This is a genomic window from Streptomyces turgidiscabies Car8 (assembly GCF_000331005.1).
Taxonomy (GTDB): Bacteria; Actinomycetota; Actinomycetes; order Streptomycetales; family Streptomycetaceae; genus Streptomyces; species Streptomyces turgidiscabies.
On record NZ_AEJB01000630.1, the window covers coordinates 15,192 to 34,691 of the forward strand.

10 protein-coding genes and 2 pseudogenes are annotated in these 19,500 nt (G+C 70.6%); 4 read left to right on the forward strand and 8 right to left on the reverse strand.

All coding sequences use genetic code 11. From position 1 onward, the window contains the following. Positions 1-3: 3 nt before the first annotated feature. The 3 genes and pseudogenes from STRTUCAR8_RS43960 to STRTUCAR8_RS43965 all read right to left on the reverse strand — a co-directional run bounded on the left by STRTUCAR8_RS43960 (position 4) and on the right by STRTUCAR8_RS43965 (position 2,917). Positions 4-916: pseudogene (locus STRTUCAR8_RS43960) on the reverse strand (IS982 family transposase). 884 nt (positions 917-1,800) lie between these two features. After that, positions 1,801-2,439 (reverse strand): transposase domain-containing protein, encoded by a 639-nt coding sequence (locus tag STRTUCAR8_RS55945; protein WP_078507499.1) that lies wholly within the window; start codon positions 2,437-2,439, stop codon positions 1,801-1,803. Between the two features lie 55 nt (positions 2,440-2,494). Continuing rightward, positions 2,495-2,917: a hypothetical protein gene (locus STRTUCAR8_RS43965; protein ID WP_006382938.1), complete on the reverse strand. Its 423-nt coding sequence runs from the start codon at positions 2,915-2,917 to the stop codon at positions 2,495-2,497. Positions 2,918-3,045: 128 nt separating this feature from the next. Between STRTUCAR8_RS43965 and STRTUCAR8_RS43970 the strand changes: the two genes are divergently transcribed. Then, positions 3,046-3,447: a hypothetical protein gene (locus tag STRTUCAR8_RS43970; RefSeq protein WP_006382985.1), complete on the forward strand. Its 402-nt coding sequence runs from the start codon at positions 3,046-3,048 to the stop codon at positions 3,445-3,447. A 758-nt stretch (positions 3,448-4,205) separates the two neighbouring features. Here STRTUCAR8_RS43970 and STRTUCAR8_RS55500 read toward each other — a convergent pair. Together STRTUCAR8_RS55500 and STRTUCAR8_RS43980 are read right to left on the reverse strand one after the other, a co-directional pair. Continuing rightward, positions 4,206-4,303: pseudogene (locus STRTUCAR8_RS55500) on the reverse strand (IS110 family transposase); the annotation flags it as partial. 337 nt (positions 4,304-4,640) lie between these two features. Continuing rightward, positions 4,641-5,243 (reverse strand): peptidoglycan-binding protein, encoded by a 603-nt coding sequence (locus tag STRTUCAR8_RS43980; RefSeq protein WP_006382986.1) that lies wholly within the window; start codon positions 5,241-5,243, stop codon positions 4,641-4,643. A gap of 851 nt (positions 5,244-6,094) precedes the next feature. On the opposite strand from STRTUCAR8_RS43980, the gene STRTUCAR8_RS43985 reads away from it, so the two are divergent. The 3 genes from STRTUCAR8_RS43985 to STRTUCAR8_RS55320 all read left to right on the forward strand — a co-directional run bounded on the left by STRTUCAR8_RS43985 (position 6,095) and on the right by STRTUCAR8_RS55320 (position 8,116). Further along, complete coding sequence (locus tag STRTUCAR8_RS43985; RefSeq protein ID WP_234372691.1) at positions 6,095-6,841, forward strand: peptidoglycan recognition protein family protein; 747 nt, start codon at positions 6,095-6,097, stop codon at positions 6,839-6,841. Positions 6,842-7,155: 314 nt separating this feature from the next. Continuing rightward, the gene (locus STRTUCAR8_RS43990; RefSeq protein ID WP_006382975.1) at positions 7,156-7,923 is read left to right on the forward strand and encodes a hypothetical protein; all 768 of its coding nucleotides are present in this window, start codon (positions 7,156-7,158) and stop codon (positions 7,921-7,923) included. A gap of 64 nt (positions 7,924-7,987) precedes the next feature. After that, a complete protein-coding gene (locus tag STRTUCAR8_RS55320; RefSeq protein ID WP_267889072.1) occupies positions 7,988-8,116 on the forward strand; it encodes a hypothetical protein in 129 nt (42 codons plus the stop codon). Positions 8,117-8,181: 65 nt separating this feature from the next. Here STRTUCAR8_RS55320 and STRTUCAR8_RS43995 read toward each other — a convergent pair whose 3' ends face one another. From STRTUCAR8_RS43995 to STRTUCAR8_RS44005, 3 genes are read right to left on the reverse strand one after another with little or no spacing between them, the layout of a single operon-like run. Next, the gene (locus STRTUCAR8_RS43995) at positions 8,182-14,088 is read right to left on the reverse strand and encodes a hypothetical protein (protein WP_044473935.1); all 5,907 of its coding nucleotides are present in this window, start codon (positions 14,086-14,088) and stop codon (positions 8,182-8,184) included. Next, a complete protein-coding gene (locus STRTUCAR8_RS44000; RefSeq protein WP_006382967.1) occupies positions 14,033-16,606 on the reverse strand; it encodes a hypothetical protein in 2,574 nt (857 codons plus the stop codon). The genes STRTUCAR8_RS43995 and STRTUCAR8_RS44000 overlap by 56 nt, the downstream gene beginning before the upstream one ends. Then, positions 16,603-19,500, reverse strand: a complete 2,898-nt coding sequence (locus tag STRTUCAR8_RS44005; protein ID WP_006382965.1) for a DUF6603 domain-containing protein — start codon at positions 19,498-19,500, stop codon at positions 16,603-16,605. Before STRTUCAR8_RS44005 ends, STRTUCAR8_RS44000 begins: the two co-directional genes overlap by 4 nt.

A 19,500-nucleotide genomic window follows, 5' to 3' on the forward strand; every position in this document is an offset into this window, starting at 1 on the left:
GGTTCAGTGGTCGTACGCGGTCAGCGCGCGCATGACCGGCTGGCCGGTGTGGTCGTTGTGCCAGATGGCGGCCTTGAGCGCGAGGATGCGCTGCAGGACCCGGACCGCCGCACCTGCGGGTGTGCGACCGCGGTGGCGTTCAAGGTCGAGCTGTCCCTTGAAGGTCTCGTTGATCGACTCGATGACTTGCCGCAGCGGTTTGAACAGCTGTGATCCGGCCCGCTCGGCTTCGCCCTTGCGGGCCGGCCGCAACAGCCGGATGTCCAGCTCGGCCAGCTGCTGCTCGAACTCGCGGCCGAAGTAGTTCTTGTCGCCGATCGGCGTCTGGCCGGGACGCTCGTCGATGAGCTGCGGCTCGACGGCGAACAGGTCCAGCGGGGTCTCGCGTTCGTCAGCCTTGGCGCCGGTCAGGGCGAAGGCGACGGGCAGGCCGCGCAGGGTGCACACCAGGTGCAGCCGCAGCCCCCAGAAGAACCGGCTGTGGCTGGCGCAGTAGCCGTACTGGGCCCATCCGGCCAGGTCGGAGCGTTTGGCGGTCTCGCGGGAGCGCCCGCACTCGACGGGCGTGGAGTCCACCACCCACACGTCGTCGGTCCACAGCGTGGTGTCGACCGCCATCGCGCGGGTGACGCGCCGGATGAGCTCGGCGGCCTTGCGCAGCCGCTTGTTGTAGCCGGGCGGTGGGGCAGGTAGGGGAACAGGTGCCGCAGGTGGGCGCGGGCGTGCCGCAGCCACCGGGCCTCGGAGGTGAAGCCGAGCATGGCCTGCATCATCGCCAAAGTCACCAGCTCGGCATCGTGAGTTGCGGCGCAATGCCCACCGCTGGCCGCCACGGGCTGCACTGCGGCGAGTCCTTCAGCACGTCGCCGGTCTTCACGTAGAGTGCGGTCGCGAGGGTGTCCAGGTCGTTCGTCACAAGATGACTTTGGACGCCCTCGTATCGTCTGCGTGGCCGAACCGGGGGACCTGATCACGTTCCGGAGCTGGAGGCAACACTCGGATTGATCGTGTCGAAGTAGACCCAGTGCGCACCCGGGTCGAAGTAGAACACCCCGGAATACGTTTCGCCCGTCACCTGACGGTCGAAGGACTCGCTCCGGACCCACCTGGCCCTCTTGGGCATGAACTGCACTAGTGCTTCCGGCAGTTGGTTTGGCTTCGCGGGCTGAAAACCTAGCTGCGATGCCCCCACAATGGAGGCAACGGCACCGGCTCGCAGCTGGGCGAAGCCCACCACACGAACATCAGTGGGACCCGGAACCCTCGAATCGGGGGTACCCAGCACGACGCCAAGCCAATGTGCGTCGGAGAGCGGGCCGAGCGTGGCGAACCGACGTTCGAGCGGTTCAGAGTCCGTACGGACTTCGTTGCCGTCTGTGCTTTTCGCAGTCGACGTACACGCCACGAGTACCGTCGCCAAGCCCAGCGCGAGCGCGCCCCGACGTCCCAGACCCGCCAAACCGACCATAAAACGACCTCCCCCGCAGCCCCCGCACCCAAGGCCCTGATCGTAGCGGTCCACTCAAAGCCGCTACCCCTTGGAATCGATCATCTAGGAGTGTGGTGACCAGGCGGTGGTCGACCGCGGCAGCGGCACCGCCGACGTCTTTGAGCTGGTAGGTGATGACGGGGACCTGCACCGGGACATGTTTCGCCCGGTCGGTGCCGGCGTGGATGTCGGAAAGCCATGATCCGTCACGCAGTAACTTGCGCACGGGCAGGACACGGTTGGCCGGCACCCGCCACAGCAGGTCAGCTCCGGTGGCGGTGAAGGCGCGCCACAGCGGGACACCGAGGAACTCACGGTCGGCCAGGACCAGCTGGCCCGCGGCGCAGGACCTGGACAGGCGGCCGACGCGAGTGACTTGCACTCTGCGGCAGCCTGCGAGTTCCGCGTCCAGCACCGCATGGCTGCCTACCTCCGCCAGGACCGCCATCCTCACCTGGACGAAGGCACTGCGCTTTGTTCCGCGGCCGTTGCCGGGACGGCCGAAGGCGGCCCGGTTGGCTTCGGTGTCCGAGACGTCCCAGCCAGTTCCGTCCGACGGCCGGCAGCCGCAGGCCCCGCCAGAACGCGCCAGGCGTCGACTCATCGGCCATCGGCTTCGCGGTCGCCGCGAACAGCACTTGGAACGGTTCGAAACCGAGCCTCTGCCGGGCTCTGAACAGCGAAGACTTCGCCGGAACATGCCAGTTGCCCAGCAGCCCCAACCCCCGCAGACCTGCCATCAGATGCCGCATGGCCTCGAGATAGGGAGCAGGAGAGAACAGCGCCAGCCCCAGGACGAAGTACACGACCAACCGCGCAGGAAGCAGCCGCCTGCGCTGCTCTGAACGACCACACGCAGCCACCACCCGGTCCACCAACCCCGGTGGGTACACCCAGGTCAGCAGACCAAGACCCGATAAGTCCAACGCGCTCGCAGCCACCCCAACCACCCCCGGGACCCACTGCCGACCAGCCTACGCCCACGCCAAAAGCAACGGCATTGGGCTAGAAGGCAGAACAGATGCCGCTCGTCGCCGAGAACAGGGCCGGAAAGCCTTTCCCGGTGGCCGCCAGGTTGAGGAGGTTGACGAGTTGACCGGCTGTCGTCGCGGCCTCGTCGGCACCCGGCGCGAGAAGGGTCATGGACTGCCAGGGACGGCCGTTGTAGCGGAAACAGAAGGGGAATGGGAACAGCTGGATGTCGGTATTGACCGCGAGCGCGTTCGGCAGCGAGAGCGTGCCGACGGCGGTGTGGCCCGTGGCCAGATTATGTTCTTCAGCGGCAGTGGTTCCGTCCGATTCGGCTGCCAGGTCCTGAGCGACCTGACTCTCCTCGTCGGGACACCAGGCACCCCAGACTGGCGACAACTCAACGGAGTCCGCCACGAGATCGTCAAGAGTGGGCGTCAGGTCCGTGTCTTCTCCCATGGCGGTTCTCCTTCGCGTGATGGGATCACGACCCAGCGATTCGCACCTTCACCGTGGATCAGAACACACCGTGTTGCAACTCCGGACAGGCTGTCGGATTCTGGGGTTGAGGCGAAGGAGGCGCAATCATGGCGACAGTCTCAGTCAGCCCTCAGACGTTCAATGTGGCCGTTCTCCAGGTCACCGGCACCAATTCCACCGGACTGGGAAGCGCCTTCAATGTCGGAAGCCTGGCGCCCGTTACGGACACGGCACTCGCGAGTCCCGGGGTCAAGCTCACCGTCGACATCCAGGCCGAGAACCCCAAGGGCGTGGCCAACTCTCTGACGGTCGCCGTGACCGACCCGTCCGGAAGTAACGGCTTCTTCGGGCAGGGCACGATCACTTGGGACGACGGTGACTCAGGCGTCGCCTGGATCGAGTTCACCGGCTTCCCGCTCCAGGCCGACCAGGTGACCGACACCGGTGAGTGCGGACTCTCTCTGCAGACCTCGTCCGAGGATGCGGCGGTGCGGGTGTTTACCGAGTAAATGTGCTGGCGGAACGAGTCCGACTATGTGCTCACGCAAGCAACGACGCTGTCGGCACCTGCACTCTAAGCGATCCTGACGCCGGATCCGCTGGGTCGGCCAGTCCGCCTAGCGGCGTCGTAGGTGGACGATCAGGAGTCTCAATGGCGAAGTCAAGCCGCTTGCGTGACCGGAGGAGCGGAGGTGAAGACCCGTCCCTCACGCAGCAACGCCCACAGCACGCCTGGACGTGCCTGCAGCCCTCCCCGCGCTGCTTGAGGTAGAAGTCCCGGTTCGGTACCTCGCGGATGATGCTGGTCTGCGTGGCCGGAACCACGCGGGACGGGCACGAGCCCGACCGCCGACGCCAGGTCGCCGGCCGCGATGATGAACTCGGGGCCGGGTATCGGGCACGGACTCGATGATCCCCGCCTGGTGATGGCTTCGGAACGAGCCTCGCGGATCTGCTGCTCAATCCGCCTCAGCCGTTCCTCCAGGGCCAGGTCGGCCACGATCTGCCCGGCGACATGCTCGCCAGGGAATGCGGTCTGCTGGGCCTGGGCGGCTTCCAGCGCGGCCGCGTCGACTGCGTCTGCGTCGCGCCACACTGACGGCCTGTCAGCCAGCCGTCAGCCTCGCCCGGCCTCGGCGACGGATCGCGGCCGACCCTCTGGTAACGCGTCAGCAACACCAGTTGATCATCCGCCACCCGGTCGGCCACGAGGTGGGTACGGGGTGGGGCAGCAGCGCGTGATCGGCGGCCAGCTGGGCGGCACGTCGATCGTGGCGAAGTCGCTGCGGTGGCGGGCGGTCTCGGCGATGACGTAGGCGTCGCGGGCGCGTCGGTCTTCGCCTCGCCCCGGCAGGCGCCCGACATGCGTTGCTCCAAATCGCCCGATCCGGTGCCCTCCCGCCCCACACCGCGCACTCGGCGACGGCATGATGCGGCCCGCCGTCCCCACCCAGTTGCCTGCGACAACACCCTGCCAGGCATTTTCCGCAGAGGGGGGTGGGTCTCGACGAGCGGCTGTCCTCCGAAGCCTCCGGGTTTGGCCCTGCGGGCGGATCTGGGCAACCAGCACTTCGCCGGAGCGATCGCCCCACCGCCTGACATGACAAGGGCCATGGCCCACCCCGCCCTCGGCGGGCACGACTCTCCCCTTGGCCCGTGACCACTCCGCACCCCTGACCGCCGCGGCCGGCCTCTCACCGGCTCAGACGTTGGGGACGTGCAGCATGTCCCAGCTGAACTTGCCGGGGACACCGTCGGCATCGCGGCCTGTCAAGTGGAGCTTCCGCTGCCAGGCGGCGAAGGACTTCGTATCCCCCGAACCCCACACGTCGGCGCCACGGCCAGACTCATACCGATTACATCCTTCAGTGACAAGCCGATGGTGCATCGCGGTGATGATCGAAGACTTCTGCCCAGTGTGGAAGAACGAAGCACCAGGGAACGGCTCGAATACAGCGGTGCCGCCATCCAAGTGCTGGCGGTAGGCCCCGTTCGTGAACGTGGACCACTGTCTCCAGCCGTGTGCGTCCTTGATGGCCTTTGCTGTCTTGGCGTTGTAGTGCGGGTCCTTGAGCTTTCCGGAGATTCTGAGCGAGTCCGGGGGTGAGAACTGCTCTGGGTGTCTGAGGGAGCGTATCTGGAAGAGACCGAAGGACGGCCCCCACTTGTTGTCGGCCAACCCCTCGTCCCCGACAGCGGCCGGGTCACCTCGGGATTCCGCCATGGCGACGGCCGCCGCAATATTGACGTCTCTGCCGGTGAACCCCACCTGTGCGACGAGGGCTCGCAGCTGGGTCAGTTTCATTCGCATTCCTATGCCCGCCAACTTCCCATCGGGGCCATGCCTCCATGGCCCATTACGAAATCGGTTCGGTGATCAGGGCCGGCCGCCGATCCCCGGCTCGGGGGACGGCTTGCAACGACGCGTATACACATAGCGGATCAGGGCGCCTCTCGGTCTCGCCACCATGGAGAGCGAGGCTGCGATGCGCGATATATGCGTTACTTCGACCGTATGACCGTGTCAGCAACGGGGCAAACGGAGCACCGGGCCCTGTTGTGGGTCTGCCTACGAACCGTCAGGCCGAACATCCTGTCGCGCCAGATGGATGGCTGTGGGGTTGCCGTCCGGGTCGTCCAGGTTCCGGTGCTGGTGGGCCGGTTGTCCGTCGTCATGGCGTGTCATGGCGGTGCAGTCGTAAAGGATCTGCTTCGTGCCGTCGAGCAACTACGCGGGCGCCCACCCGACTTTCAGCCGCCGATCGCATTGCTTGACTTCTCCGAGGGTGCAGATGCACCCTGATAAAGACGCTACATATGTTCCACGCGTTAGCCACGAGCATTGCCGTCGGGTCTGCGGTGAGATTCGCAAGGTCCGTGGGAATCGCAGGTTCTTGCGCCCTCACAGACCCGCCCAGCTCCTGTGACACCGACCGCTCGGAGTCAAACGGCGCACCGAAACCTTTGAACTGCAGGCTTGGCAGACAAGCCAACCGCCGTGCTCTCTGGAGCGCAGGTCCGAGGTTTTGTGTCGCCAATGCGGCGGTGTCTATCCGCTACTACGCAAGGGAGTGAGGAATGCGTCTCGTCACTCGTGCGGATTGGGGGGCCAAACCGCCCCGTTCGCCCCTCGTGCATGTCGCGTCCACTCGTGGCGTGAAGGTCCACTATGAGGGAGCCCCCGTCCCGTCTGATCTCACCAAACCGGAAAACCACCCCAAGTGCACCGGCCGAGTGCGGGCCATCCAGGCTGCTCATCTGGCGAACCACACCGAGAACTATTCCGACATCGCCTACAGCTTCGTGGTATGTCCGCACGGACACGTCTTCGAAGGGCGTGGTCTGCACAAACTGCAAGCCGCGAACGGCAATCACCAGCTCAACCTGAACCACTACTCAGTGTGCGCCATGGTGGGCGACTCCGGTCTCGTTCATCCGACCAAAGCTCAATTGGCCGGCATTCGCGACGCCATCGACCTGCTGCGAAAGAAGGGCGGCGCCGGAGCGGAGATCAAAGGGCACCGCGACGGCTTCGCCACCAAATGCCCTGGCGACCCGCTCGAGGCCTGGGTGAAGAAGGGCGCTCCACGGCCCGGCATCTCACCCGCCGGCGTCAGCGTCAGCCTGTCTCACGTCGTCGCTGCCGCACACACCGACCCGGGCGCTGCCCAGGGGCACACGACGTTCCCGGCGGACGTCAGACCTGTGGAGGCTGCCCTGGTCGCAGAGGGGCTGCTGGACCCGACATTCGGCGGTGACGGATCCTTCGGGTCCCATACCGTCGACGCCTACGCGGCTTTCCAGCGTCAACAGGGGTTCACCGGAGCGAACGCTGACGGCATCCCGGGCGAGTCCACCCTCGCCGCGCTCGGCAGTCGACACGGGTTCACTGTCGCTGCCTGAGCTCAGGCAGCGCTGCCCCACCGGGGTCACGCAACCCGGCTTGGCGACTGTTCCTGGTCACGCCGGGCCGGGAGCTCGGCCGGGACAGGACGATGGTTCTCCCCTACGGAGATGACCTCTGCGTACAACTCAAGCCCCACCCCTGAGTTCGTCCCTTTCCGGTCATGGCGGATCGGGCCCGATCGAGGCTGGGCAGCAGCGACGCCCAGTCGTGGGAGGAGCAGGGTCAGCTCACGGCGTTCGACTCCTTTCCTTTGTCCAGCCGCACTGCAAGGCGCCCGGGCAAGGTACAGAAGACGGTAGGGAGCGGGGCGATGGATCTGTTGCCGGTCGAGATCAAGGTCAACATCGAGAGCGACGTGGCGGCGGCTCTGTCACTCCTGGGCGCAGCGCACGGCCTGATGACAACCCGCCAGATCTGGTTCGCCGAGGACCGGGACGGCGCCGCCGAGGGCCAGGTACGGCTGCTGGACGCTGGCGTGATCGTGCGGTTCAGGACCGGTGGCGGTCCGGACGATCTGACCGTCAAGTTGCGTCCATGCACCCGGAAGCAGTTGGTCGGCCGGTTCTCCGCCCCGTTCGGCGCCGAGCCGTTCACCTACAGGATCGAGGAGGACTGGTCGGTGAACCACCGTGTTCTGGCCGCCTCCCTGGTGCACGGTCACGCACCAGGAGCGCTGTTGGACGCGGTCATTCCCGGAGCCGATCCCACCGCGCCGATCGATGCGGTGCAGAACCAGTTCCTGCACGCCTGCGCTCCCGCCGTCCAACTCGGCGGGCTGGTCGCGCTGGGTCCGATCCGCGCGACCAAGGTCGACGACGTTCCGCTCGGGGACCTGAAGGTGGACTTGGAGGCGTGGTCGGTCGCAGGTCTGGAGTTCCTGGAGACCTCGATCCGGGTAAAGCCCAAGGACGAGGACGACGCCCAGAGGTTCACCACGCGGGCCGAGCACAAGCAGCGAAAGCTGGAGGAGACGGTGCGGGGACACGGGGTGGCGCTCTCCGAGCACCCCGAGAACAAGACCCGACGCGTCCTCAACGCCCTGGTGGCGGCCGAGCGGGGCAGGCCGAGTAACCGGTAGTCCCAGCCCCACGGACGGCAGGGCGGTCAGAGGTTCGTTGGCCGCCAGAGTGGCCGGTTTTTGCATGCTGCCCAACACGGCGGTCTCCAGCCGGGCGGAGACGGTCCCGTACGTGATCGGTTCGAAGGAGTTGACCTGGATCTCGATCTGCGCCGAGACCCCGGGAACGTTGCCGAGGCCCGGGGAACGTTGAAGATCGACTGACTCCGCTACAACGGCCGTGGGTGTGGCGGGGTGAGTCGGATGACGGACTGTCTCTCACGGCCAAGGCTCCGTGGGCCGCACCGTGTCGAAAGCCAGGCCGCTGGAGCTCTCCCCGGTGCCGGGGGCCTTCTCCCTGCGTACCCAGCTGTGCCAGGAGCCGTCGAACCAGCGGGCCAGCACCGGGCGCCGGGTGACGAACACGCCGTCCCGAGGCACCTCTTCCTCGTGCATCCACAGGCCGGGAGTGATGAGCCGACCCTCCGGGCGCGAGTCGAGGCCGGGGCCGGTGAGCCTGGCCAGCCGGAAGCGGATCCGCGCGGTGCCGACCGCTTCCGGGACGAGCGGGAACCAGTAGTCGGGCACGATGCTCTGCACGGCGTAGGCGGGCAGTTCTCCGGCCGTGGCAGGCTCGGGGGGCGCGGTGCGGGCCCACCGGTCCCGGCGGTCGACCTGTTCGCCCCGGCCGTCGGTGTAGTGGTGCTGGACGGCCCACGCCAGGTTCGCCAGTTCGTCACGGGCCAGTACCACTCGTTCCAGCGGCTGGCCCGTCTGGCCGCGTTCGGTGGGCAGGACCAGCAGTCCGGAGGCCGCCGGGTGGTCCGGCTCCGGGCTGCTCAGGGTGAACATCGACCAGGCAGGATCGTCGTGGCCTGCGCGCCGGACCAGATGGTGACGGCCGAAGACGTCACGCACGAGGAGCTGGTCCAGGACGGTCAGGGAAGCGGTCGGCACCTCCAACGGCACCAGGAACCAGTCGTTGCCGAAGACCGTGGCGAAGGAGATCAGCAGCAGACGGCCCGTGTCCAGCGTGGACACGTCCGTCGCTCCGAGGTCGACGCGCGCGTCCTCCATCTCCCAGAACCGGTCGGCGGGCAGTCCGCCGTAGCGGATCGTCGAGGGCAGGCCCTCCTCGGTGAACGTGATGCGCTCGCCCTGCGGTGCCGCCTCGGCACCGGGGTCGGGGTGCACGTCCAGGCTGTACCAGTCGAGGCCGTCGCCCTGGTACTCCTCGGCGCGCAGCACGGTTCCGCCGGTGGAGAGTTCGGCGCCGTACTCGAAGCGGTGCGGGTCGAAGCAGTCCGGACCGCGCTCGGCGAGCTGCCCGGCCCACCAGGTTCGCCAGCGGGCGGCCACCTCGCCGAGCCGCGCGTCCGGTCCGCCGTCGAAAGTGCCCGCGTCCAGGGCTGCCGCTACCGACGCGGCGTCGGGCAGGCGGCCGTCGAGCCACCCGATGAGGCTTGTGTCCGCCTCGCCGGACCGCAGCCGGTGGGGTGCCAGTGCTGCGAGGGCGGCGGCGAGCAGCCCGGCGTCGTCGGACATCCGCAGCAGGGCGGCACCGCCCTCGGCGCGCAACCGTTCGTCGGCCTTTACGGGCTCGTCCTCGACGTGGCTGTCCAACGGCCCGAGGCGCGGGTCGTAGGGCACCCAGTCCGTGCTCCCGCCCGGCCGCCAGGCGTCGATGGGCGAGCTGGCGCCGGCCATGCGGACCACTGCGGGGGAACCGGCGTCCTGGGCGGCGAACTCCCCGAACTGCCACTGCCGGGTGAGCAGCCACAGCGGGTCGTGCACGCGGGCGGCCAGTCCGGCTTCGATGTCGGAGGTGCGGTGGCGGGGCTCCAGCATGAAGGGGCCCTCCGGGTCGGTGCCCGGCCGGCGGGTCTCGATCCTCGACAGGGCCTGACCGGTCGCGCCATGGGGGGAGATCCGGATGCCGGGGAGCAGATCGTCCAGTTCCGGCAGGTCGTCGAGGTCGACGGCGCGCAGTTTGGCCAGTTCGAGGGTCTCGCGCACTACCTGCACCAGGCCGTCGGAGGTCCAGCCGCGTTCCAGGTTCGGAGGCACCGCGATGAGCACACTGTGCGGGGCCTTGGCGTCCGGGCGGTCGTAGTGGAAGGCGACACCGGTCAGTTCGGTCTGCGGCGCGGCTCCGTCCGACGGGGGCGGCTGATCGGAGCCGGGCAGCAGTTCGATCCATTCGTCGAGTACGAGGCCGTTGATGGCCGTGCCCGGCGGGGTGTCGGCCGGTGCGTGCCAGACCAGGTGGGTGGTGGCGGGCGGGCGCTGCCCGCCGGGGAAGGTGCCGCCGATCCAGGCGTCGGCCGCGCTCGTCGGGTGCTGTGCCGCGCGCAGCCGCTCGACCCGGTCGGTGCCCGCTGCGGCCAGCAGCAGTGTCTCGTGCAGGGTGCGCACCATCGGTCGTACGGCCGCGTTGCGCCGCAGCCAGTCCTCCAGGTCGGCGCCGGGCAGGTCGGCGCGGCCGGCCGGGGGCGGGGCCGGTGCGGTGAGGTCGGGCAGGAGAGGGATCTCCGCGCCGAGCACCTCGGCAAGTTGCGTCCGGGCCCGGGAGAGCCAGGACTCGGCCTCCTCCGGGGTGACCTGCTCCGCCGCCAGGCCGCGCAGCTCGGCCCCGGCCGGGCCGCTCTCGGCGAAGGCGGCGAGTCGCGTGCGCAGCCCGGTCGTGTCGACCGTACGGCCGGCCGAGTCCTCGGGGAGGTGGGCGGGCAGCAGCGGCTGGGCGGTGGACAGCAGGGAACGGATCCGGACCGCGCGGCCCCGCAGACCGCTCCAGCCGGGCCCGCTGAAGGTGACCGGGGTGTCCGGCGCGACGCCCTTGGTGGTCTGTACAGCGCGGCGCAGCCCGGCCGGTTCGGCGGAGGCGGCGTCCAGTACGGTGCGCAGCGCGCCCAGCGGCAGGCTGTCGGCGGTGAGTGTGAACGACTCCTGGCCCACTGTGCCGGTCAGCGTCCAGCCTGCCGCCGGGCCCAGCAGATGCGCGACCCAGAACTCCAGGGCGGGTTGCAGCTTGGCGAGCGGATCGGCGGGCCAGCCGGCCGGGGTGACAGCGGCGGGCAGCAGCGTGGCGACCCGGTGGGTCAGTGCGCGTGCCCGGTGCGGGGTGTTCAGGACGCGGAAGGTGTCCGGTACGTCCTCGCCGCGGCCCAGGGTGTCGGCGGTCAGGCCAGCGCGGATGGGGTTGCCGCCCACCAGCTGGTGCACGCTCTCGGCCAGTACCAGATCGCCCACCGCGTCCAGGGCGTCGGCAAGTTCCTCCCACAGTGGGGTCACCGCCGCCAGGTCGTCGTCCGGGACGCCGGCCAGCCCGGGAGCACCGGCCCCGGCCCGTACGAGGGCCATGCCGTCGACGACGTTGCGTGCCGAGATCGCCTCCGCGCTGCGCGCCCACAGGTCCGCCGCCGGCTGCTCCGCCTGCGGTTCGGGCACGACCGGCAGGGGGAAGCGGCGGCGGAACCGCTCCACGAGGTGGTCCAGTTCGTTGTCGTGCAGGGCCCGTTCGAACCGATAACCCAGCAGGGAGCCCAGGTTCTGGCCCTGGCGTACGCCGCCGAGCAGCCAACGCGCGATGCGGGCACGGCGCGAGGTGAGGTTGACGGCGTAGGTCTGCTCGTCGGGGTCGCTGAGGAAGCCGGAGCGCAGCACGGCCGCCGTCGCCGCGTGCTGGAGCGAGGGAGCGTGGATGTAGCCGTCCTTCTCGGAGACTTCGGCGGTGGTGTCCACGTCGTCCAGCACGATGTCGATCTGTTCCCGCTGCACCGGGGGACGCAGGTCCTCCACCCAGCCGTAACAGCCGAACCGCACTCCCTCCACGCCGGACGAACGCAGCGCGGCCAGCCGTCGCGACGCGAGCGAGGTGATCCAGGCGTCCAGCCGGTGCGAGTGGACGTCGATGACCTCCAGCAGGAGTTCGGGCAGCCGGGTCACCTCGACGGTGGCCAGGGTCCGCAGGGCTTGTTCCAGCCGGGGCAGCTCTGCGGCGGCCCGGGTGGCTGCCGCGACCCGTTCGGCGCGCTCCTGTTCGCTCAGCCCTTCCAGTACGTCGGCCACCAGTTGGTCCACGTCGGCGGTGACGGCCAGCGCCTGGCGCACGGGGTCGTCCGTGCCTTCGTCGTCACCTTGGAAGAAGGCCCAGTTGGGGAGGAACAGCAGGGCGTCGAGCATTCCGCCGGCGTCCGGTTCGGGTTCCGGCTCCCCGTCGTTCGGTGGCTCGCCGTCGTCCGGTGGCTCCCCGTGGTCCTCGGGTGGCACAGGCTCCTCCTGGGCGCCGGGCAGGTCGAAGAACGTGCTGGGGCGGGGTGGAGTCTCCCGGCCCGTCGACAACTCCACCGGCCACGCTTCGTCGTAGCCCTCGGCGTCCAGCTCGCCCGCCAGGAAGTCGCGCACCGCTTTCAGATAGTCCGCGGTGGCCGCCGCCCGGGCCGGGAATGCCTCCTGGTCCGGGGTGAGCCGGGCGACGAACTCCGGGACGCCGGTCTTCTTGTCCAGGTCCCCGCCGAAGGAGGTGAAGCCGTCGCCCCGTGTGGTCCAGCGCAGCATCCCGTGGGGCGCCAGACCGGGCAGGCCCAGCCGTGAGGGGGGCTCGGTACGGTCGGTCCTCCCCACGGCCCTCGCCGGGCTGTCCATACGCCACATTGACAGCCCGGTCGCCACGGGCAGCCGCTGCAACGCGCTCACCGCGACACCGTCGACCGGCATGCCCGGCTGGACTCTGGGGATGGGGTCGATGGCGTTCTGCCCCTTCACCGCCGCCCGCCAGCGCTCCCTGAGCCGCTCCAGCCAGGGCGCGATCAACGCGTCCACGTCACCGACGCGTTCGGCACGCCAGTCGTCCAGTGCGGTGGCGGGCAGGACGCCGTACGGCTGGCGCCCCACCCGCAGCGTCGGCAGCGGCCCGCGACCGCGCACATGTTCGGCGAGATGCTCCCGGACCGCACGCCACGGCCGGCCGGGTGCCACACCGGTGACCTGCCGGGTGCCCAGGTCGAGGGTGCTCAGGGCGGCCTCGGCGAAACCCTTGCCGAGCGTCGGCCAGGTGAGCAGGGTCAGCGCGGCGACGGCCGAGGGTTCCGGGTCGGCTGCGCCGGAACAGCCGCGCAGGAAGCCGGCGTCGGGGAGACCCATGCCCGTCGCCAGCGCGTCGGCGACCGGCCTCTCCCCCACCTCCGGGTCGGGGTCGGGGCCCGGGTAGGCGGGCGCCGAGGACCAGCCGGAGCGGGTGCGGGGGGTGTTGTTGGTGGCGGTGCCGGACGGCAGCAGGCCAAGGCCACCGCCGAACCTGTGGCCGTGCAGGAGGTCGCGCACCCGGGTCGCGCCGACAGCCGCCGAGTCGTCGCGCACCCCGACGACCAGCAGCTCGTCCAGGTGCTCGGTGCCGTCGGGCGGGAAGATCAGTTCGATGCCCATACCGGCCTTGACCGCCTCGAACCAGTCGGTCTCCCAGCCCTCCTCCTCGGCGCGCAGCAGGCCGATCGGCAGCGGATCGGGCACCGGCCGGCCGGGTTTGTCCACCACCACCTGGCCGTCGAGCAGGCCGAGGAAGCGCCAGCGTTTCGGCATCGCGACCGTCCGCGGCCGGTGCTGGCCCGGGTCGTCGGTGCGCGTCGTCGGCGGCGGTGCGCCGGGGCGGGCGGCGCGCACCGCCCAGGACGCGCGGGCCGGGCGCAGCTCGGTGAGCACCCGCTGCCAGGCCTCCGGGCCCGGGTTCCGCCAGTATCCGGCGGCGACCGCCGTTTCGCCGGGGGTCAGCCGGGGGTCGAAGGCCGTGAGCAGGATGTCGTCCGGGTAGATCCGCACTCGCAGGGTGCGCGGCTCCCACCAGATGGTCTCCACCCGCACCGGCAGCAGTGCGATCGGGGCGGTGTTGTCGTCGGGGAACAGGGCCGGGCTCTCGCCCAGGGCGCGGGTGAGTTCCTCCTCGGCGTCGGCCGCCAAGGCGTTCAGCTCCTCCGCTCTGCGCTGGAGTTCCAGCAGGGCCGCCTCGGCCTCGACGAGCAGTTCGGGGCTGGGGCGCTGGCCGATGATGTGGAGGGGGTCCGGCAAGCCGGCCCGGATGTGGTCCTGGAGGCGCCGCACCACGGCATGCTGCTCGTCCGCGAGGGCCTGCGCGGCGTCAGCCTCGGTGCGGGCCCGGTCCACCTGTGCGCGAGCGGCGAACGCGTCGTTCATGGCGAGGTGCTCCTGTCCTCGGTGCGTGCTCAGCGACCCAGCAACGTGGTGGCTTGGAAGGCCAGTTGGAAGGGCCGTTGGAAGGCGATCCGGGCCATGTCGGCCGCGTCCCGGCCCCACACCGCGGGATCGGGCGGCGGTGGGTTGGGGGTGGCGGGGGCGTGGCCCAGACGGACGAACCCACCGCTGTCACATGGACGCCGTCCCAGGTGAGATCCGCCCAGGACTCCATCTGCGCGGGCTGTTCACCGGTGTCGAACCCGAACTGGGTGCCGCGCATCGGTTCGCGGAACACAAAGAAGAAGTCCTCGGCACGGGCTCGTTCGGCGTCGAGACCGGAGAACAGGTAGAGCACGGTGGACTCGTCCAGCGCGAGCGGGGTGGCCGGCACTCCGTCGAACGCCTCGGGCAGCTTGCCCGCGGCGCCGCGTACCGCGAGCAGGGCGGTGCCGGGGAAGCGGTGCAGCAGCTCCCCGCGCACGAGCAGCACCAGGTTGCCCTCGCCGCCGGTGCGCAACTGGCTGCCGAGCGGGGCCTCCCGCGGCCACAGCGCGATCTCCTCGACATCAGCGTCGTCGCTCGGCCAGAACCGGGCGAAGGGGGTGCCACGCTGGTCGGTGGGGAACTCCCGCCACAGCAGCTCCCGGTTGAACTCGTGGTTCAGCCCGACCAGCAGTGCGGCGATGAACTCGGGGTTGGTCTCCAGCAGGGTCACCGAGTCCGGGGGCAGCGCGCCGATGCCGGGCAGCGCCCATTCCGGCCAGCGGGCAAAGAGCTCCTCGGCGATCGGCACGGTGAACTTCGGATGGGCCATGATCGGCCGCAGCGGGCGCGCGTCGGCCTGCGTGCGTTGATCCCAGAAGTCGCCGGGGACACGATCGGCCATCCGCAGCATCTGGAGCCGCGTGGGGCTGATCCGGTCTCGCAGTTCGCCCGACAGTCCCTCGACGTCCATGCCCATGTCCTGCAGGCCCCGCAGCAGGACGGGGTCGGGCTGCTGGTCGCCGGGAATCTCGCCGTCAACGCCGCGCTGGGCACGCCGGGCCAGCGCGCCGCCCGCGCGGATCAGTCGTGCGAACGAGGTGCTGGCGGCTCCCGTGGGCACCTTGTCGGTCGCGGCCAGCATGGCGGACAGGGTCTTCGCCTCCGGTCCGGCGGCGGCCAGTGGCACGCGTCCGCCCACCGGCGCCATGACGGTGACCAGATCGGCCACCCCCAGCGCGTCGAGGTGCTTGTGCTGGGCCCGCTCGGCCGCGGCAGCGGCCAGCTCACCGGCCGCCAGCAGGCGGTTGGCCTCCCGGATCTCACCGACCTGCTCCCAGGCGCGCGCCATCAGGAACTCCTGCTCCAGCTGCACGTACCGGGTGCCGAGCGCGGCGGCCACCCGCCGGCGGACCTCCAGGTTGAGGGTGCTCAGCCAGCTCTCCGGCTCGGCGGGCACGGCCTGTTCTCCGGTGTGGTGGCTGCCGTAGAGGGGCGGGCCCACGGCGACGATGTCCTGGTCGTCCACGGCCTCCTCGCGCTGCCGGGCCGGTGCGTCCACACGTTCCCGCACCAGGCCCTGGAAGCGCTCCTGAGCGGTGGGATCGCTCCAGGTCTCCGGCGCCGCGGTGCCGGGCGCCCGCAGTGCGCCGTCCATGGGCACGATGGCGGGACCGGGGGATTCCTCGGCGGGCCAGGGCTTGCCGACGTCGATGGTCCGGGTGCCGAGTCCGGCCTCGGCGGCGGGCCGGAAGCGCAGTCGGCGGGCCAGCTCCTCGAAGGTGCCCGCCTGCCCGGTGCGGAAGGTCCACCAGTGGTAGACGGGCAGGTCGACGGTGTCCCGGCCGGGAATCGGCCAGGCGTCCGCCGTGCCCGCTCCGACAGCCGTCGCCCTGAGGCCCGCGTCCCGTCCCGCTGCGGTGGCGGGGACCACGGCGGCGATCCAGCCTCGGTCCGGGAGCAGCCGACGCGGGCACATCAGCCGTGCGACGACATCGGCCGAGTGGTCGCGGCCCCCCTGCTCGACCCGTCGCTTCGCGCCGGGGCCGTCTGTGACGGTGTCAGGAAGGCGTGCTTCCACATGCGCCCACGCCCATCGCTCGGCCAGCGGCGGCAGCGCGGCGACCGGGGCGGTGAGCACCGGCAGCGGGTGGGCCTGGCGCGGTGGGGCCGCTTCGTCCTCGGCCAGCACGATCAACACGATCCAGGGCTGCGGGGTGGGGCCGCTCCCGGTGGACGCCGGTCCCGGGGACAGCAGCCAGGGCAGGTCGGCGTGGGCCAGTTCGACGGTTGCCAGCACGTTCTCCGCGGCGTCGGACGTGCCGGGCGGCGGTTCCTCCCGCACGACCATGCCACGGTCGAAACCGAACACGTCTCCGGGGCCGACCAGCGACAGCGTCGGTCCCGTCACCGGTGGCGGCTCCTCGCGGCGGCCCTCGATGTCTCGGTTGAACCGTACCGAGGTGTGCAAAGCCTGGCCGTTGGCCGAGGCGCCGGCGCCGACCCGTGCCGAGGAGAAGAACCAGCGCGTGCTCACGACCGTAGCTCCCAGGTCTCGACGAGCTGCAACTCGTCCTGTCGTTCGGCAAGTTGTCCGCGTACGGCGTCCCAGGCGTCCGTTGTGGCGTTGACCAGAGTGACGTCGTCGAGCAGCGGTTCGAGGGTCGCGGCGGCGGCGACGCTCAGCCTGGGCGGACGTACCTTGACGACCGCTTCGGGGGTGCGCCACCTCGCCAGCCGCTCGGCTGCGCCGAGCGCGAAGACGGCCTCGCGCCGGAAGAACCCCGGCCACACCGTGAACTGCCGTTCGGGCAGGGGCGGTTCGTACTTCGTCTCGTAGGTGTCGTCGACCCGGTGGCCGTCACCGACCTGGACGCCGTCGACACGCGCCCGCAGCCCGCCGGCGTGGCTGACGAACGCGGGTTCGGTGAGCTGTTGGTCCTCGGTGAGGTCGAAGAACTCGCCGGGGACGAATCGTTCGGGCAGCGAGACGAGTTGGTCGGGGGGCTGGGGTGTGCCGAGGGCGACCTCTTTGACCGTCCAGGTCTGTGCCGGTACCGGCCGCCGCTCGAACCGGGAGATCGGCACGCCCAGTGGTACCACCCGCTGGGTGAGGCGCAGGGTGGCGTCGGGGTGTACCAGGCTCCCCTGGTTCAGCTTCTCGTTGGCCTCGGGGGTGAACAGCAGCGCGGTACGTTCGGCGGCAGGCCGCTCCGCCGCCCAGGCCGTCGTCTTCGCCAGTTCGGGGGTGAGCGCGTCGAGCGGACTGCGTCCGGGTTCCTGCCGGACCGCCTTCGCCGATCCCCAGCGGACGTCGAAGTCCAGCTCGACGTCCCAGAACAGCACCGAGATGCTGCCGGTGCCGAAGGCGTGCCAGGGGGCCGGTCCCTCCAGGGTGAAGTCCAGCCCGATGCCCGCCAGTCGGCGCCCGAACGCGCGCACAGCCACCCCGGCCCGTACATGGACCGAGAAAGCGAACACCGGGTCGAAGACGAACAGCGCGTCCAGGCCGAGCCAGCCCTGCACGCCGCAGCCGGCGATCGACGCGTCCAGCTGTACCTGGCCGCCGAACATCACCGCGTTGGAGGTGATGGCGAAGTAGGCCTCCATACGCAGTCCGAAGCCGTTGCCCGGGGCCAGATCGACCTGGAGCCGGCGCAGCGCGGGCACCCCGGCGGGGCGGGTGTACCGGGGGTGGAAGCCGCCGGCGGACAGGACGAACTGTGGCTGCTGGCCGCCTCGTACGAGGAGATACATCTCTCCGCGCACAGCGAGCCCGACGATCCACGAGCCGGACAGCGAGACCAGCAGTTCGACGAGGGGGACGGCCGGTTCGATACGGCCGAGCACGCTCGCCTGGAGGCGGATGAGCGGCACCACCGGGTCGGGCAGCCCGACCAGCAGCCGTCCCACCAGCACCGCACGGGCCGGGGCGGGCAGCTCCAGGATCAGCGCGCCGGACAGGGACACCATCCGGCCGCCCCACGTAATGCGGACCATCGGTCCGACCAGAACCCGCCCGGCGGCCACCGGGAACGCCGAGCCCAGGGATCCGATGATCTCCGTGGCGCGCTCGACCGCGCGGTCCGGGAACAGCAGTTGGTCGGCGTTGCCGTCGCCGACCAGCTGCTGAAGCGCGGTGATGTCGACGCGCCGGTTGACGCCGACCAGTCCGCCGACCGCGTCCAACGCGAAGCCCAGGCCCAGTTGAATGCCGGGGGGCGGGAACTGGGCGGCGAGCAGCACCAGGAAGCTGGTCGGTGAGCCTTTTCCGTCCGGTGGCCGGAACAGGGCGACCGCCTGGAGGCGCAGCACGCCCAGGTCGATCGAGATCAGGCCCCCGTAGCCCTGATCGGGAGTGCGCCGGACCAGGCCGCCGCCGGAGATGGGCGGCACGTTGAGCTCGGTTCCGATCCCGTCCGGGAACAGCTCGCGCAGCCGGCTCGGGTCGAGGCCCGGCCGGGTGGCCGGGGACAGCGCCATCGGCAGCTCGATCCCGGCCCCGTCCAGATGGACGCGGAGCGGCAGACCCGGCAGTCCGGCGCTGGCCGACAAGGACAGGGCCAGGCGAGGCTCGCCGCCGTCCGAGAGCAGCTCCAGGGCGGCGCCCCGAGTGGACACGAGCGGGGCGTTCAGTCGCATGGGGAGGGGGACGCGCAGGGCGCCGCCGGCAAAACGCAGACCCTCTGCCCGGTCGGCCCGCAGGGTGATCGGCGGGGGTGGGCCGGCCATGGGGCTGGCCCCGCCGAGGCCGAGCAGCCTGGCGAGGGCGGCCGGCAGGACGGCGGCGTTGAAGCCCTGCAACTCCAGTTCCGCGGCGGCGGGCGTGCCGGGGCTCGCGGTCACGGTCAGTGCGATGCCGTCGACGCTGACCCCCGGCCCGTCGGCCATTCCGGCGGCCAGTCGGCCGGTGCGCCGCAGCCGGATCGTCGCGGTGCCGCCGGGCAGCGCGGTGGGCAGGCCGGGGCCGAAGGCGGCATCCCAGCCCTGCGGGGCGGCGATGGTCACCTCCGCACTCCAGGGTGCCCGGCCGGCCGCGGACGGGTTCAAGGTCGTCCCCGGGGTGACCACCACATCGAACACGGGCCCGTCCGGGGTCACTCCGAGCACCGCGCGCCCGGCGGTCGGTCCGGACGGGTCCGTCAGCACCAGTGCCACTCCGAGCTGGGCGCCCGGTGCCCGCCGCCAGCCGTGCAGGCGTACGGGGGATGCGGAGTCCAGATCGCCGAGCATCTCCCGTACGAGCTCCACCAGCGAGTTGCCCGGGGGCAGTTGGTCGTGCACGGCGAGCAGCCGGCCGGCGAGGACGGTGCCGGCGGCGGACGGATCCTCACCGAGTGCGGGCAACGAGCGGACCAGCCCGTCCACGGCGTCCCGGGTGAGCGCCCCCAGTTGGCCTGTCACCTGGTTCAGGAGTTCGTGGGCGTCCAT

Coding starts and splice junctions, on each gene's coding strand:
- STRTUCAR8_RS43965 (WP_006382938.1), bottom strand. CDS start 2,917: ATGGGAGAAGACACGGACCTGACGCCCACTCTTGACGATCTCGTGGCG.
- STRTUCAR8_RS43970 (WP_006382985.1), top strand. CDS start 3,046: ATGGCGACAGTCTCAGTCAGCCCTCAGACGTTCAATGTGGCCGTTCTC.
- STRTUCAR8_RS43980 (WP_006382986.1), bottom strand. CDS start 5,243: ATGAAACTGACCCAGCTGCGAGCCCTCGTCGCACAGGTGGGGTTCACC.
- STRTUCAR8_RS43990 (WP_006382975.1), top strand. CDS start 7,156: ATGGATCTGTTGCCGGTCGAGATCAAGGTCAACATCGAGAGCGACGTG.
- STRTUCAR8_RS55320 (WP_267889072.1), top strand. CDS start 7,988: ATGCTGCCCAACACGGCGGTCTCCAGCCGGGCGGAGACGGTCCCGTAC.
- STRTUCAR8_RS43995 (WP_044473935.1), bottom strand. CDS start 14,088: ATGAACGACGCGTTCGCCGCTCGCGCACAGGTGGACCGGGCCCGCACC.
- STRTUCAR8_RS44005 (WP_006382965.1), bottom strand. CDS start 19,500: ATGGACGCCCACGAACTCCTGAACCAGGTGACAGGCCAACTGGGGGCG.